This window comes from Paucihalobacter sp., from assembly GCF_036825875.1.
Taxonomy (GTDB): Bacteria; Bacteroidota; Bacteroidia; order Flavobacteriales; family Flavobacteriaceae; genus Paucihalobacter.
On sequence record NZ_DAISXK010000001.1, the window covers coordinates 146114 to 160371 of the forward strand.

The 14258-nt window shown below is 35.9% G+C and carries 14 protein-coding genes and 1 pseudogene; 5 read left to right on the plus strand and 10 right to left on the minus strand.

The window, feature by feature from the left end:
• Window positions 1-2545: 2545 nt before the first annotated feature.
• Window positions 2546-3142: pseudogene (locus V7Z48_RS13550) on the plus strand (M1 family aminopeptidase); the annotation flags it as partial.
• A gap of 257 nt (window positions 3143-3399) precedes the next feature.
• Here the strand turns inward: V7Z48_RS13550 and V7Z48_RS13555 are convergent.
• The gene (locus V7Z48_RS13555; protein WP_428850000.1) at window positions 3400-3564 is read right to left on the minus strand and encodes a DUF3149 domain-containing protein; all 165 of its coding nucleotides are present in this window, start codon (window positions 3562-3564) and stop codon (window positions 3400-3402) included.
• Between the two features lie 130 nt (window positions 3565-3694).
• Between V7Z48_RS13555 and V7Z48_RS00670 the strand changes: the two genes are divergently transcribed.
• Window positions 3695-4387 (plus strand): DUF4294 domain-containing protein, encoded by a 693-nt coding sequence (locus tag V7Z48_RS00670; protein ID WP_334111452.1) that lies wholly within the window; start codon window positions 3695-3697, stop codon window positions 4385-4387.
• On the plus strand, window positions 4387-5013 hold the full coding sequence (gene trhA / locus V7Z48_RS00675; RefSeq protein ID WP_334111453.1) for a PAQR family membrane homeostasis protein TrhA: 627 nt from the start codon (window positions 4387-4389) through the stop codon (window positions 5011-5013). The genes V7Z48_RS00670 and trhA overlap by 1 nt, the downstream gene beginning before the upstream one ends.
• A gap of 14 nt (window positions 5014-5027) precedes the next feature.
• Here trhA and V7Z48_RS00680 read toward each other — a convergent pair whose 3' ends face one another.
• The 3 genes from V7Z48_RS00680 to V7Z48_RS00690 are packed head-to-tail and all read right to left on the minus strand — an operon-like array spanning window position 5028 to window position 6873.
• Complete coding sequence (locus tag V7Z48_RS00680; RefSeq protein WP_334111454.1) at window positions 5028-5459, minus strand: DUF4268 domain-containing protein; 432 nt, start codon at window positions 5457-5459, stop codon at window positions 5028-5030.
• 2 nt (window positions 5460-5461) lie between these two features.
• A complete protein-coding gene (locus V7Z48_RS00685) occupies window positions 5462-6145 on the minus strand; it encodes a ZIP family metal transporter (RefSeq protein WP_428849999.1) in 684 nt (227 codons plus the stop codon).
• The gene (locus V7Z48_RS00690; protein WP_334111456.1) at window positions 6142-6873 is read right to left on the minus strand and encodes a class I SAM-dependent methyltransferase; all 732 of its coding nucleotides are present in this window, start codon (window positions 6871-6873) and stop codon (window positions 6142-6144) included. Before V7Z48_RS00690 ends, V7Z48_RS00685 begins: the two co-directional genes overlap by 4 nt.
• Before the next feature lie 58 nt (window positions 6874-6931).
• Between V7Z48_RS00690 and V7Z48_RS00695 the strand changes: the two genes are divergently transcribed.
• Window positions 6932-8086 (plus strand): THUMP domain-containing class I SAM-dependent RNA methyltransferase, encoded by a 1155-nt coding sequence (locus V7Z48_RS00695; RefSeq protein ID WP_334111457.1) that lies wholly within the window; start codon window positions 6932-6934, stop codon window positions 8084-8086.
• Between the two features lie 107 nt (window positions 8087-8193).
• Here the strand turns inward: V7Z48_RS00695 and V7Z48_RS00700 are convergent, their stop codons facing one another.
• Genes V7Z48_RS00700 through rlmD form a run of 4 tightly spaced genes read right to left on the minus strand, consistent with a single transcriptional unit; the run spans window position 8194 to window position 11432 of the window.
• Complete coding sequence (locus V7Z48_RS00700) at window positions 8194-8736, minus strand: DinB family protein (RefSeq protein WP_334111458.1); 543 nt, start codon at window positions 8734-8736, stop codon at window positions 8194-8196.
• A gap of 60 nt (window positions 8737-8796) precedes the next feature.
• Window positions 8797-9507 (minus strand): DUF6048 family protein, encoded by a 711-nt coding sequence (locus V7Z48_RS00705; RefSeq protein ID WP_334111459.1) that lies wholly within the window; start codon window positions 9505-9507, stop codon window positions 8797-8799.
• Window positions 9482-10012 (minus strand): DUF6452 family protein, encoded by a 531-nt coding sequence (locus V7Z48_RS00710; RefSeq protein ID WP_334111460.1) that lies wholly within the window; start codon window positions 10010-10012, stop codon window positions 9482-9484. Before V7Z48_RS00710 ends, V7Z48_RS00705 begins: the two co-directional genes overlap by 26 nt.
• A gap of 1 nt (window position 10013) precedes the next feature.
• Window positions 10014-11432 carry a 23S rRNA (uracil(1939)-C(5))-methyltransferase RlmD gene (gene rlmD, locus V7Z48_RS00715; protein WP_334111461.1) on the minus strand — a complete coding sequence of 473 codons (1419 nt, stop codon included), beginning with the start codon at window positions 11430-11432 and terminating at the stop codon, window positions 10014-10016.
• Between the two features lie 133 nt (window positions 11433-11565).
• On the opposite strand from rlmD, the gene rocD reads away from it, so the two are divergent.
• On the plus strand, window positions 11566-12846 hold the full coding sequence (gene rocD / locus V7Z48_RS00720; protein ID WP_334111462.1) for an ornithine--oxo-acid transaminase: 1281 nt from the start codon (window positions 11566-11568) through the stop codon (window positions 12844-12846).
• 86 nt (window positions 12847-12932) lie between these two features.
• Here the strand turns inward: rocD and V7Z48_RS00725 are convergent, their stop codons facing one another.
• Both V7Z48_RS00725 and V7Z48_RS13560 read right to left on the minus strand, forming a co-directional pair.
• Complete coding sequence (locus tag V7Z48_RS00725; protein ID WP_334111463.1) at window positions 12933-13796, minus strand: sulfurtransferase; 864 nt, start codon at window positions 13794-13796, stop codon at window positions 12933-12935.
• A gap of 67 nt (window positions 13797-13863) precedes the next feature.
• Window positions 13864-14217, minus strand: a complete 354-nt coding sequence (locus V7Z48_RS13560; RefSeq protein WP_442954705.1) for a DUF2752 domain-containing protein — start codon at window positions 14215-14217, stop codon at window positions 13864-13866.
• Window positions 14218-14258 lie beyond the last annotated feature (41 nt).

A 14258-nucleotide genomic window follows, 5' to 3' on the forward strand; every position in this document is an offset into this window, starting at 1 on the left:
AACCTATATCTATTGTGCCATATTTTTTATTTTAGCTTTGTTTTTATCGTCGGCTTCTGCTGGAATTTTCGATAGTATAACCGTTACAACAGGCTCTTCATATATTGTAAATTCACCTATTGCCATAAATGGATTGTTCAATTCATTAACTGTATTAATTTTCTTTTTATTTCCATCTATTGTTGGGGTTGCTATTTACAGAGATTACAAAAGTGAAATGCATACCATTTTGTATTCCTATCCATTTACTAAAGCCAACTATTTATTTGCGAAGTTTTTTAGTGCCATTTTGGTGGTGACGCTTATAGTAATTGCCATTGGGATTGGTATGTTTATTGGATTTAGAATGCCGGGTACCAATTCCGAAATTGTTGGGCCATTTAGCTTGCAAGCCTATTTGCACAGTTATACGGTATACATATTGCCAAACATCTTATTATTTGGTGCCATCGTGTTTGCTGTAGTAACGTTTACCAGAAATATTGCTGCAGGATTTATTACCGTTGTACTTATTTTGTTAATTCAAGGACTGCTTGAAAGTTTGTTAGGTACGCCTGATAATCGTTATTTAGCGGCCTTGTTAGATCCGTTTGGCGCATCCGCTCAAAATTACTATACACGCTATTGGACCGTCGCTGAGCAGAATGAATTACAATTACCATTAAAAGAAGTGATAGTTTACAATCGTTTACTGTGGCTTGGTTTTGCAGCACTCATTTTTGGAACGGTTTTTAAAGTGTTTAGTTTTAGTCAAAATGCGCTAAGTTTTTCATTTAGAAAACAACAAGGCGAGCGTTCAATCAAATCTAACTTTGGTGGTATTACCAGAATTAAATTACCAACAGTTTCCTACGATTTTTCATTTTTAAATCATTTAAAAACAAGTTGGAAACTTTCTAAACTAGATTTGACTTATATCATTAAGAACTGGCCTTTCGTTAGTATTGTGTTGGTTGGTTTGATATTAATCTTAATTGGTTTATCGGAAGTTGGTAATATTTTCGGCACCAAAACATTACCACTTACTTGGAAAATGCTTCAAGGTGGTGGCGTGTTTACTTTGGCGATCAATGTTTGCACATTTTTATACGCTGGATTATTGGTACAACGCGCCAAAATTGCCAATATGAATCATTTACTCGACATCACACCAACACCTAATTGGGTAGTTTGGTTGTCTAAGCTGATGGCCTTACTTAAAATGCAATTGATAATGCTCTTTGTGGTCATGATTTCTGGAATTTTATTTCAAATCTATAGTGGTTTTTATCAGTTTGAAATAGGTCAATATTTATATCAATTATTTGTATTAGACTTTATCTCTTTTGCAATTTGGGCTTTGATGGCAATGTTTATTCAAGTACTAATAGGGAATGCTTATTTGGGATTATTTATTCTGTTGGTGCTTTGGATTGGTATCCCATTTTTAAGTGCAGCCGGAATTGAACAAGATATTTATAAATACAACCAAGGTCCTGGTTATTCCTATTCTGATATGAATGGTTATGGCACCTCTTTTTGGCCTTATATGGTTTATAAGCTGTATTGGCTTATAGCTGGATTATTGCTTTTACTAGTTACAGCTTTGTTTTGGGTTAGAGGCTTACCAAATTCATTTAAAGAACGCTTAATCATGGCCAAACAAAGAATGAAAGGCCTTTCGTTGGTCTCGTTTATAGTGTTATTAATTGCATTTCTAGGGATTGGTTATGGTTTGTATTATCAAAACAACGTAAAAAACACGCGAACTTCGGCTAAAGAAAGTGAACTACAAGCCGTAGAAAGAGAGAAAACATACAAAAAATACCTGAACAAGGCACAGCCGCGGATAATTGCAGTGAATGCCAACGTTCATATTTTCCCTGAAGATTTAAATTTTGAAGCCGATGCCAATTATTTAATGGTCAATAAAACCAATCAAAGCATCGACACCTTGTTCTTAAATACCAACAGCTATATCAATACTTATGATTTCAGCTTGAACAATGAATTGGTGGTGAACGATACGGTTCATAGGGTAAACCTCTATAAATTACAGCAACCTTTAATGCCAGGTGATACCATTTCCTTAGAGGTAACTGTTAAAAATAAATCTAATAATTGGTTGCGAAAACGCTCTCCTGTATTGTATAATGGAACTTTTATTAATAATTTTCAAATATTTCCTTCTTTCGGGTATAACAGTGGTGGTGAATTGCGTGACGATAAAACCCGCGAAAAATACGAATTGCCACCCAATCCGTTAAAACCACATCCTTCAGATAGCACCGCACTTGGAGATACTTATATTTCTAAAGACGCCGATTGGATAGATTTTGAAGCCACCGTAAGTACATCTAAAGAACAAATTGCCATTGCACCAGGCTATTTGCAGAAGGAATGGGAAGAAGGCGACCGAAAGTTCTTTCATTATAAAATGGATAGCAAGATCTTAAATTTCTATGCCTTTATTTCAGCAGAATTTGAGGTTAAAAAAGATAAGTGGAATGATGTTAATCTTGAGATTTATTACCACAAAGATCACACGTTCAATTTAGACCGAATGATGCTAGGCTTAAAAGATGCCTTGGCCTATGCTTCCGAAAATTATAGTCCGTACCAACACAAACAGGCTAGAATTATTGAGTTTCCACGAACCTCGGGTAGTTTTGCACAGGCATTTCCTAATACCATTCCATTTTCTGAAGCTATTGGTTTTATTGCCGATGTAGACGATTCGGAAGAAGGTGGTGTTGATTATCCGTATGCTATTACGGCACACGAAATTGCGCACCAATGGTGGGCGCATCAAGTAATTGGTGCTGATGTTTTAGGTGCCACAATGTTGTCTGAAAGCTTATCAGAATACACATCATTAAAAGTATTAGAACATAAATACGGCAAAACTAAAATGCGTAAGTTTTTAAAAGATGCTTTGGATAATTATCTACTTTCCCGAACATTTGAACGGAAGCGTGAAAAACCGCTCATGTACAACGACGGACAAGGTTATATACATTACCAAAAGGGATCTTTGGTATTCTATGCCATGAGTGATTATTTAGGTGAAAAGACGCTCAATAATGCTTTAAAATCCTATGTGTCAAAGGTGGCTTTTCAAGAACCACCTTACACGACTTCGATAGAATTGGTTGAAGAATTAAGGCAAGTTACACCAGATTCGCTACAGTATTTAATAAAAGACATGTATGAAACTATAACCCTGTACAGTAACAATGTGGTGGACGCCAGTTTTAAAAAATTAGACAATGGTAAGTATGAGGTTGAAATTGAGTTTAATGTGAGTAAATACCGTAACAACGATTTGGGTAAAACCTACTACAATGAAACCGAAACCGATACTTTAAATTACAAGACTGAAACTATGCGCAAGCCGATTTATTCGGCGCCATTGGCCGATTATGTTGATATTGGTATTTTTGGTGAAAAGGAAGAGAGCAGCGACGAACCAGAAGAAGTTTTATATTTGAAAAAACACAAAATAAATACCATCAATAATAAGGTGACAATAATTGTTGATAAGGAACCCAAAGAAGTTGGTGTGGACCCATTTAACAAGCTCATCGACACTAATTCCGAAGATAACCGAAAACAACTATAATATTAGAACAATTTTAAGGTTATACATTTTGTAAATCCGTAATTTTATATCCCGAATTATTCGGGATGTTTTAGTTATTTTAACCACTATCTATTGAGATTATTAGTTTTTATAATCATAGTAATTCCTTGTGTGGTCTGGTCGCAAACAGAACCCAAAAAAAAGGACAGCACCTTAGTGCAATATTTTTATGTTGGCGGAGACTCTTTAGCTATGGATGCCATATATTTGGATGAAGTGCGTATTCTTGAAAGTCTTAAGTTTATAGATAAGGACGAACGCATTAATTACCTCATTTTAAAGCGTAAAACATTAAAAGTGTATCCTTACGCCAAACTCGCCTCGGAACGTTTGGAGGCTTTAAACGAACGTTTGGAAAGCCTTGAAAACAAACGAGAAAGACGCCGGTATTCTAAAATGATTCAGAAATATATTGAAGAAGAATTTTCCGCCGAACTCAAGAAACTCACCAAAAGCGAAGGTCAGATTTTAGTAAAACTCATCCACAGACAAACCGGTAAAACCGCTTTTGAATTGGTAAAAGAATTACGCACTGGTTGGCGCGCATTTTGGTACAACAATACGGCTTCTTTATTCGATATTTCGCTTAAGAAAGAATTTCAACCTGTAGACGTTAAGGAAGACTTTTTTATTGAAGATATTTTAGAACGTGCCTTTCAAAGTGAACAATTGGAACGACAGAAATCGGCTTTCTATATCGATTATTTTAGCCTTACCGAAAAATGGATTCATCAAAAACCAACGGTGGTCAACCCTAAAAATTAATGCGCGTACAAACACATAAAGAAGAACTGCTTAACGCTTACACCCATGGTCTTGGTGCATTGTTAGGTATTGCAGGTCTTATACTTTTATTGTTAAAAAACAATTCTGAAGTGCCATTTAGCACCTTTAGTGTGGTAGTTTATGGTATTTCAATTATCGTTCTTTTTAGTGCTTCTACCTTATATCACTCTGTGAGAAAGGAACGTCAAAAACACTACTTTAGAATTGTTGACCACATCAGTATTTATTTTTTAATTGCAGGTACTTATACACCAGTATTGCTGATCACACTAGCTGATACACGTGGCTGGTTGTTATTTTGGGTGGTATGGGGAATTGCAGCGTTTGGGGTAATTCTTAAATTGTTTTTTACTGGACGGTTCGAGGTGTTTTCAACGTTGCTTTATTTGCTGATGGGTTGGCTCATTATTTTCGATTTTAGTAACCTATCTGAAGCTATTGGACCAAATGGGATTTTGTGGCTGTTTATTGGCGGACTTTCCTACACCATTGGGATTGTATTTTATGCCATTCAAAAAATTCCTTACAACCATGTGATTTGGCATTTGTTTGTTTTAGGCGGTGCGCTGGGGCACTTCTTTATGATTTACCTTTTTGTTGTTTAAAACTAAAAGTCAATTTATGCGTCCTGAAGCACGTCTTCAAAGTCTTCAAAAAAATGTTCGAACTTGGGCATGGTTTCGTTAAAAAACAGCATGACTTCTTGCCAGGTATTTTTGTTGTGAATTGAAACCTTTATGTCTAAAGTCACGTATATACGTGAAATTTCTTTGCCGTTTTCTAAGATATAAGTGTCGTCAAAAATAGCATTTGGCACATAATCGGCAATAAGAATGGTTTTAAGTGATTCTAGTTTTTCCCAGTATTTAATACGTTGTTCCAAATCGCCTTCTACATCTAAGGCTACCATGGCACTTTTCGTATCGAAATGAAATTTAAAGGATAGATCTTTAATTTTGGTGTTGTATAGCAGCCACTTCCGAGGAAAAGATTTCCCGTAACTAATCCAAAATTCCTGCTTTATGCGTTTTGATTCTTCTTTGCTAAACATATTTACAAGAAATAGGCTATCAAAACCCCTAGGAATATGGATAGCAACTTCGAGAAATTAAACTTGTGGCCTTCGCTACTTTCAAATAATATAATGGTAGAGATATGAAGAAAAATTCCAATAACAATAGCGTTAATATAGCTGAGATATGGTGCCAAACCTTCAAAAAAGTAAGACACAAAGGTTCCTAAAGGTGTCATGATGGCAAAAATCACCAAAAAGGAGGTTGTTTTAAAAAAAGAAAAGCCAGATTTGATGAGAAACGCAGTTATAAGAATGGCAATTGGAATTTTATGAATTAAAACCCCATAAACCATGGTATTGTGCTGGTGTAAAGGAAAACCTTCCAAAAAACTGTGTATACTTAAACTTATAAATAACAACCAAGGGAAATTGCTGTGTTTAGTGTGAATATGTAAATGGCCGTGTTCCGCACCTTTTGATAAACTCTCTAAAAATATTTGTATAAAAATACCGAGCATAATAAAAACACCTGTTGTTTTTCCTTCGAGGTGGTGGTAGACTTCAGGCAATAAATTAAACAAGGTGAGCGATAATAAAAAGGCACCACTAAACGAAAGTAGTAGTTTGGTGCTCCATTGAGATATCGTACTTTTCTTTTTTGTAAGCAACACGATACTTGCGCCAAACACAACTGCCAATATGGGAAGTAGGTAACTCATTATTTAAAAATCATGATTAATCTTTCGGATTGGTTAGGATAAAAACGGTTGAGTTTGTAATCGCCAAAAACATCAAAAAGTGAAATGTTTAACTCCTCGAAAAGTACTTCAAAATCTTTCAACGTAAAGGCTTTTACCCGTTCGGTAAATGAAAAGTCTTCACCTTTATCAGAGAATTTTATGTCTTTTATAATATAACCATCTTCGGTAGAGCGACTGATTTCAAAGTTGACGTTATTTATACTTTTTATGTCATTTGGCACCAAGTTGTTGATAACCTGGTTGACATTCATAAAATCGATAACCCCAAAACCAGTTTCGTTAAAATTTTGCTGAATGGCGCTCAAAGTTTTGGCATTATCATCTTCATTTTCAAAATATCCAAAACTGGTGAATAAATTAAAAACTGCATCAAACTGTTCTTTATAAGGCACGCTCATGTCGTGTACCTCAAACTTCAAACTTTCGGTTTCAAATTGTTTCGCATGAGCAATACTTTCTTCCGATAAATCTAATCCTGTAACCTTATAACCAAGAGAATTTAGGTAAATAGAATGCCGTCCTTTTCCGCAGGCCAAATCAAGAATACTGCCCTGTTCAGGAAGGTTGAGATAATTGGTGAGATTATCCATGAATGCACTAGCTTCAGCGTGATTTCTATCGTGGTAAAGCATATGATAGTATGGCGTATTAAACCACGAAGCGTACCAATTGGATTGTTGTTTTGTCATTAATAAGTTAATGTGGCTGCAAAAATACTGTATTTTTGCAATCAATTAGTTGAAAGGTATGGACAATAATTTTAAAATGGTAGCCAAAACGCTCTTTGGTTTTGAAGAATTATTAGCAAAGGAACTTACGCAGTTAGGTGCTGTAAATGTAAGTGAAGGTGTTAGAAATGTGCAGTTTGAAGGCGATAAAGGTTTTATGTACAAGGCTAATATGGCTTTGCGAACTGCTATTAAAATTTTAATGCCTATCGACAGTTTTAAAATTAAAGACGAACAGGATTTATACGATAAGGTATACGCCATGAATTGGGAACCGTATTTAAAACCAACGGGTACTTTGGCTATTGACGCGACTGTGCATTCAGCACAGTTTACGCATTCTCAATATATCGCCTTAAAGACTAAAGATGCTATTGTTGATAAGTTTAGAAACACGACAGGCACCAGACCTAATATTGATTTGAGGTTTCCAGATTTGAAACTCAACGTGCATATTGATGGACAAATGTGTACCATTTCCTTAGATACTTCAGGTGAATCATTGCACAAACGCGGTTATAAAATCGCAACCAATATTGCACCCATTAATGAAGTTTTGGCGGCAGGTTTGGTTATGTTAAGCGGTTGGGATGGCCAATCAGATTTTATGGATCCGATGTGTGGTAGTGGTACTATTTTGATTGAAGCCGCTATGATTGCCTGTAATATTCCACCTAACTTAATGCGAAATGAATTTGCCTTTGAACGCTGGCAAAATTGGGATGTGGAATTGTTCGAAACCATTGAAACTTCTTTGCTTAATAAAACCAGAGATTTTCACCATAAAATAACTGGTTATGACAAATCACCATCGGCGGTTCAAAAAGCTATTGAGAATGTCCAAAATGCACATCTAGAAGAGTTTATTACTGTAAAACACGAAGATTTCTTTAAAACTCAAAAAGGTGGTGATAACAAGTTACACATGGTTTTTAATCCGCCTTACGGGGAGCGATTGGATATTGACTTAGAACAATTTTACGCCGATTTGGGCACAACCTTAAAACACGGTTATCCCAACACCAATGCGTGGTTTATAACTTCAAATCTGGAAGCCTTAAAGCATGTAGGCTTAAGACCGTCACGAAAAATAAAAGTAATGAACGCCAAATTAGAAGCACGTCTTGTTAAATACGAAATGTACGAAGGCAGCCGAAAAGCGAAAAAGCAATAGTTATTTTTTGTGACGCGATCCGCGATCCTTGTCTTTAATTTTTTAGGTTGGGTTTTAAAACAATTGTTCAACCAAAAGATCAAGAGTGTATAAAACTATTGTTTTCATCAACTTAATACAGCCTTATTATAGCGCTCTTTAAGAATTTTACTGTGATGGTTAACGTGATGCGCCGTCCACATAATAATTTCACGTAGTGGCATTTTTCCCATAAGCGGATGTGGTACAACTAAATTATTTAAGTTTGAATCTGAAATCTTCATGGTTTTATACTGCAGTTTTTTATGTTCCATCTGCAGACGCGTAAGAATATAAGGTTTATCGCTAAGCGGCGGAATTTTCATATTACGTGAAGCCTTAAAAGTAACCCCTTGTGCGGCCTCTAAACGTTCCTGATAGCGTTTAATAATGGTATCGAAGTCACGCAATTCCCGATTCGAGGTGCCGAATTTATACTTTAAAATAAATTTAGGAAGACATAAAGCATCATTCAACTTTTTTATACTTTGAAGTAAATGCAGAGCTTGCTGACCCGTGGTCCATTTGCCTTTCGGACCCTTTGTCCACAAATCGTTAGGTTGATTTTCTAAAAAAGTAATAAGTGCTTGGTGACTGTCCTCTAACAGTTGAACAATGTCCTCTTTTGTCATAAAAACTGGTTTGCTTAAAATTAGCAAATATTCAAATATCAAAAAAGCGAAAAAAGAAGGTTACTTATCTTTTTTATAAATAGGAATCAAATATGAGATGGTATAACCAAATCCTGCACCAATACGACTGTTATCGAAAGTTCTATTAAAACTAGGGATAAATAAATTATCAAAATTATCTGGTGTAGTTTCAGTTACCAATACTTTGAGTTGGACGTTAAAGCCAATATATAAATTGGTCACCACTTGAACTTTAACACCGAGAACGATTTCCGTCCAGATCGCCGTAAGGTCGTTAAATGATATGGTTTCTGGACTACTGAATTGTTCATTCCAAAATTGGTTATTGACGTCATAAATGGTGAAACTATTAAGATCTTGTGAAAAGGCGGCAGCACCAATTCTAAAACCACCATAAAGCATATTTTCCATATCTAACCAATTCTGGTAAAAATTGTAATCTACGCCGGCGCGCAAATAACTTCCTGAAGTCGTAGTGTTTAAAAAATCAGTTGTTGTAATTTTTTCTTCAACACCTATTTCGCCAGCTATATACAATTTTTTGGTAAGTCTGTAATCGCCATTAATTTCAAAACCAGTATAGTCGGAATCGTAAAAGGAGCGCGCCAATTTATGTGCATCGCCACCAAGGCGCAAACCATACTTTTCTCTGAATTTAGGGATACTATCGTTAGACGAGCTGTCTTGTGCAAATGCCACAGCGCTCATCCAAAAAAAACAACTACTAATGAAATAGAGTAATATGCGCATTGTTTTCGTTTTCTACGTTATCGGTGTTAAGTTGTTCGGCTAGAATCCAAATACTATCATCATTTTCAGAGTTAATTCCAATAGAATTAAAAATGCTTTTAAATCCGCATGCTCTGGAAACAAATACAAATTCGGGTAAATACGTAATCGTTATAATATCGGTATTTGATGCGGTTTCAGGATTATCATCCGTGTCAAAATCGGCATCCCGTATAAATTTATAGCGTGATGTGTTGGTCACACCTTCAGCAATTATTCGTAATGGTAATGAGACCTCATTGGTATTGGTTCGCGAAATAAGCGTGTTAATATCGTTGCCATTTTCATCAATGCCAATAACGGTAAGTTGTCGTACTGCCTTGCTGTTTTCTAAATTATTTATATCGTTAAATTCAATAATTAAACGGGGCGTTGTGGGTGTTGACTCGGCGCAAATATCATCGCGCTCGCAATTCCAAAGGGCAAACACTAGAATAAGTAGGACAATAGATTTTTTACTGAACATGTTAAGTCGTTTGTCTTCTGGTTAAAAGTACAACATTTTCTACGTGATGTGTTTGCGGAAACATATCAACAGGCTGAACCTTTTCAATTTTGTAAAAATCATTCATGAGCGCAATATCTCTTGCTTGCGTGGCGCTATTACAACTCACATAAACGATTCTATCTGGCATAATATTTAAAATTTGTTGTACCACATCTTTGTGCATACCATCTCTCGGCGGATCGGTAATAATAACCTCAGGCTTGCCATGATGGTTTATAAACGATTCGTTAAATACCGATTTCATGTCGCCAACATAAAACTCAACGTTGCTAATGCCATTTAATTGTGCATTGGCTTTGGCAGCCTCAATGGCATCTGGTACGGCTTCCACACCAATTACTTTTTTAGCTTTTTTAGCTACGAATTGAGCGATAGTGCCAGCACCAGTATACAAATCGTAAACCAGTTCGTCACCGCTTAAATTGGCAAAATCTCTCGTGACTTTATACAACTCGTAAGCCTGTTGCGAATTGGTTTGATAGAAAGATTTGGCATTAATTTTAAATTGCAAACCTTCCATTTCTTCAAAAATATGGTCTTGACCTTTATAGCAAATGATCTCTTGGTCGTAAAGTGTGTCGTTAGCTTTGGAATTGATAACGTACAAAAGCGAAGTTATTTCAGGAAATTGTGCATGCACAAAATCGAGTAATTTTTCTCGATTGTTTTGATCTTCCTTAAAAAACTGAATTAACACCATAACGTCACCAGTAGAAGACGTTCTAATCATTAAAGTTCGCAGAAATCCGGTTTGTTGCCTGGTATTAAAAAACTCTAGGTTATTTTCAACGGCAAATTGCTTAACGGCGTTTCTTATAGCGTTTGAAGGATCGGCTTGTAGCCAACATTTTTTAATATCTAGAATTTTATCCCACATGCCAGGAATGTGAAAACCTAGGGCGTTTCTGTCTACTAAATCACCATCCGATTGAAATTCATCTACAGTTAACCATCGACTATCTGAAAATGAAAACTCCATTTTATTTCTGTAAAAATAAGGTGATTCGCAGCTTAAAATGGGTAAGGTTTCATCCCAGTCTAAATGGCCAATGCGTATTAAATTGTTTTCTACTTCTTTCTGTTTGTATTCAAGTTGAAATGTATAATCCATATGCTGCCATTTACATCCACCACAAACACCAAAATGTTGGCATTCTGGCTTGGTACGCTTTGCTGAATAGGTATGGAAGTTGATGGCCTTACCTTCGTAATACGAACTGCGCTTTTTTAAGGTTTGAATATCAACCACATCACCGGGAATAGCATTTGATAAAAAAATGACTCTACCATCTGGAGATTTCGCAACAGACTTACCTTTTGCGCCAGCATCAATGACTTCTACATGTGTAAAAACTAGGTTTTTTTGTTTTCTTGACATGGCGCAAAAATAGTATAAATTGAAGCCAATTATGCTAAATTTCGTTGAAGATTTAGTAATTTGCAATTCGTTATAAACGGATGATTTCTCTCCAAAAGAAGGAATTGCTATTTAATGACAAAATTATTTTATTATGATTCAATTAGAATCCATTTCATCGCAAGAGGCGATGAACCTCGAAGACCAATACGGTGCTCACAACTATCATCCGCTTCCTGTAGTTTTAACCAAAGGTGAAGGCGTTTATGTTTGGGACGTAGAAGGCAAGAAATATTACGATTTCTTATCGGCTTATTCGTCTTTAAACCAAGGTCATGGACATCCAAAAATTGTAAATGCATTAATTGAACAAGCGCAACGATTAACACTTACGTCTAGGGCGTTCTACAATGATGTGCTTGGTAAATATGAAGAATTTACGACACAATATTTTAATTTCGACAAATTACTGCCCATGAATACTGGTGCAGAAGCGGTGGAAACTGCTATTAAGATTTGTCGTAGATGGGCCTATGAAGTAAAAGGTATTGATGAAAATCAAGCCAAAATAATAGTTTGTAACAACAACTTTCACGGTCGTACTACAACAATAATTTCATTTTCGAATGATGCCAATGCTAAAAGAAACTTTGGTCCTTACACCGAAGGTTTTTTAAACATTCCTTATAACGATATCGATGCTTTAGAAACTGTCTTATCCAAACACAGCGATATTGCTGGATTTTTAGTGGAACCCATACAAGGTGAAGCAGGAGTGATGGTGCCAGATGAAGGTTATTTAATGAAAGCCAAAGCATTATGTACTCAATATAACGTTTTATTTTTGGCTGATGAAGTACAAACTGGTATCGCCAGAACTGGCCGACTTTTAGCAACCTGCGGTAATTGTACTTGCGAGCAAAAAGATTGTTCTGGAACGCCTGACATAAAACCAGATATCCTTATTTTGGGAAAAGCTTTAAGTGGTGGTTTGTATCCTGTGTCGGCGGTGTTGGCAAATAATGACATTATGAATGTGATAAAGCCCGGGAGTCACGGAAGTACTTTTGGAGGAAACCCCATTGCTGCTGCGGTTGCGATGGCTGCTTTGGAAGTGGTGAACGATGAACATTTGGCTGAAAACGCCGAGCGACTTGGTATTATTTTTAGAGATGAATTAAATACATACATCAAACAAAGTACCATCGTTAAACTTGTACGTGGTAAAGGTTTGCTAAACGCCATTGTAATCAATGAACACGAACAAAGCGATACAGCTTGGAATATCTGCCTAAAACTTCGCGACAATGGTTTATTGGCCAAACCAACGCATGGCAATATTATCCGTTTTGCGCCGCCTTTGGTAATGACCGAAGAACAATTGAGAGATTGTGTTGCCATTATAATCAAAACCTTGAAAACTTTTGAAGATTAATTTGGCTTAAACACATAAGATTTTTAAAATTTAAAACCTCGCGACTGGCTCGTGAGGTTTTTTTATTAGAGTAATATCAGCGATGTTTAAGAGGCATTTGATGCGTTATTTATAATGGGTTTGTTATTACGACTCCATTCACTCCACGAACCGACATAAAGTTTTGGAATTTCCAATCCGCCGTACGCCATAGCCAAAATTGTATGACAGGCCGTAACCCCAGATCCGCAATGAATGATTATATTTTCAGGACGAACCGTTTCAATTAACTTTTGATATTTCATTTTTAAAAGTTGAGGATTAAGAAATAAACCGTTTTCATCTAAATTTTCATGAAAAGGTGCATTTATTGCCCCTGGAATATGACCAGCTATTAAATCTATGGGTTCCGTTTCTCCGCTATAACGTTTAGGCTCTCGGACGTCGATTACCAGATGATTATCGGTTTTAGATAAGTTTTCTACATCTTCCATATTAGCCAATGGTAATTTCCAATGGTCAACTTTAAATAGGCTAGCTTTTTGCCGAGTCTCTATTTTTGAACTTATCGGAAAGTGGTGTTTTTCTGCCTCGTGGAGTCCACCGTTAAGAACTTGCACTTTTTCATGACCAACGGCTTTTAACATCCACCAAAATCGGGCGGCGGCATTTGAACCATTTTTGTCATCATAAATGATTACATGACTTTTTGGAGCAATTCCCAGTTCCGCCAATATTCGCGTAAAATTTTCAATACTTGGTAAAGGATGTCTGCCTCCGATTGCCAAATTGTCCTTTATTTCGGCAAGTTGTGTATTTAAATCTACAAATATTGCGCCTTCTAAATGCTTTGCTTGGTAATTAGACTTTGCATTCATGCCAGTACTAGCATCAACAATCACAAGATCTTTTGAGTTGTGCAATAATTGAAGTTCTGATGCTTGAATGATTTGCGAATAAGTAGCTTTCATGTTTTTCAGCTCAAATACATGGCTTTATTTTAACCTACGGATTTATAATTCTTAATACAAAATATCATCAAGGTGATAAAAGATTGAACGGGTAAAAATTGACATTTCTTAAAATCCAAAACAAAATGATGATCACTAAAACACTTTTGGTTGTAACTGGGTGGTGTAGTAAGTTAAAGTATTGTTTTTTAAATCCTTTGTTAATAGTAATAACGATAGCGTCATATACGACAACAATTAATAGTAATAAAATGATAAAGTTGTGTTGAAAACCTTGGGCCAAGTTACCATGCATAAAACTATGAATCGCACGTTGACTGCCACAACCAGGACAATGAAATCCGGTTATAGAATGAAATGGGCATTTAGGAAATATGGTAAAACTAGAAGGATCAAACATAAAAAATAGCGATAGCACCATAACAAGTACTATCGCTATTATTATTTTAATGGCAATATGAA

Bases quoted from the DNA above. Each gene is read 5' to 3' on its own strand.
- V7Z48_RS13560 (WP_442954705.1), bottom strand. From the start codon at position 14,217: ATGGTGCTATCGCTATTTTTTATGTTTGATCCTTCTAGTTTTACCATA.
- V7Z48_RS00710 (WP_334111460.1), bottom strand. From the start codon at position 10,012: ATGTTCAGTAAAAAATCTATTGTCCTACTTATTCTAGTGTTTGCCCTT.
- rlmD (WP_334111461.1), bottom strand. From the start codon at position 11,432: ATGTCAAGAAAACAAAAAAACCTAGTTTTTACACATGTAGAAGTCATT.
- V7Z48_RS00705 (WP_334111459.1), bottom strand. From the start codon at position 9,507: ATGCGCATATTACTCTATTTCATTAGTAGTTGTTTTTTTTGGATGAGC.
- V7Z48_RS00700 (WP_334111458.1), bottom strand. From the start codon at position 8,736: ATGACAAAAGAGGACATTGTTCAACTGTTAGAGGACAGTCACCAAGCA.
- V7Z48_RS00690 (WP_334111456.1), bottom strand. From the start codon at position 6,873: ATGACAAAACAACAATCCAATTGGTACGCTTCGTGGTTTAATACGCCA.
- V7Z48_RS00695 (WP_334111457.1), top strand. From the start codon at position 6,932: ATGGACAATAATTTTAAAATGGTAGCCAAAACGCTCTTTGGTTTTGAA.
- V7Z48_RS00680 (WP_334111454.1), bottom strand. From the start codon at position 5,459: ATGTTTAGCAAAGAAGAATCAAAACGCATAAAGCAGGAATTTTGGATT.
- V7Z48_RS13555 (WP_428850000.1), bottom strand. From the start codon at position 3,564: ATGAGCTTGTTAAATGGGTCCACACCAACTTCTTTGGGTTCCTTATCA.
- V7Z48_RS00725 (WP_334111463.1), bottom strand. From the start codon at position 13,796: ATGAAAGCTACTTATTCGCAAATCATTCAAGCATCAGAACTTCAATTA.
- rocD (WP_334111462.1), top strand. From the start codon at position 11,566: ATGATTCAATTAGAATCCATTTCATCGCAAGAGGCGATGAACCTCGAA.
- trhA (WP_334111453.1), top strand. From the start codon at position 4,387: ATGCGCGTACAAACACATAAAGAAGAACTGCTTAACGCTTACACCCAT.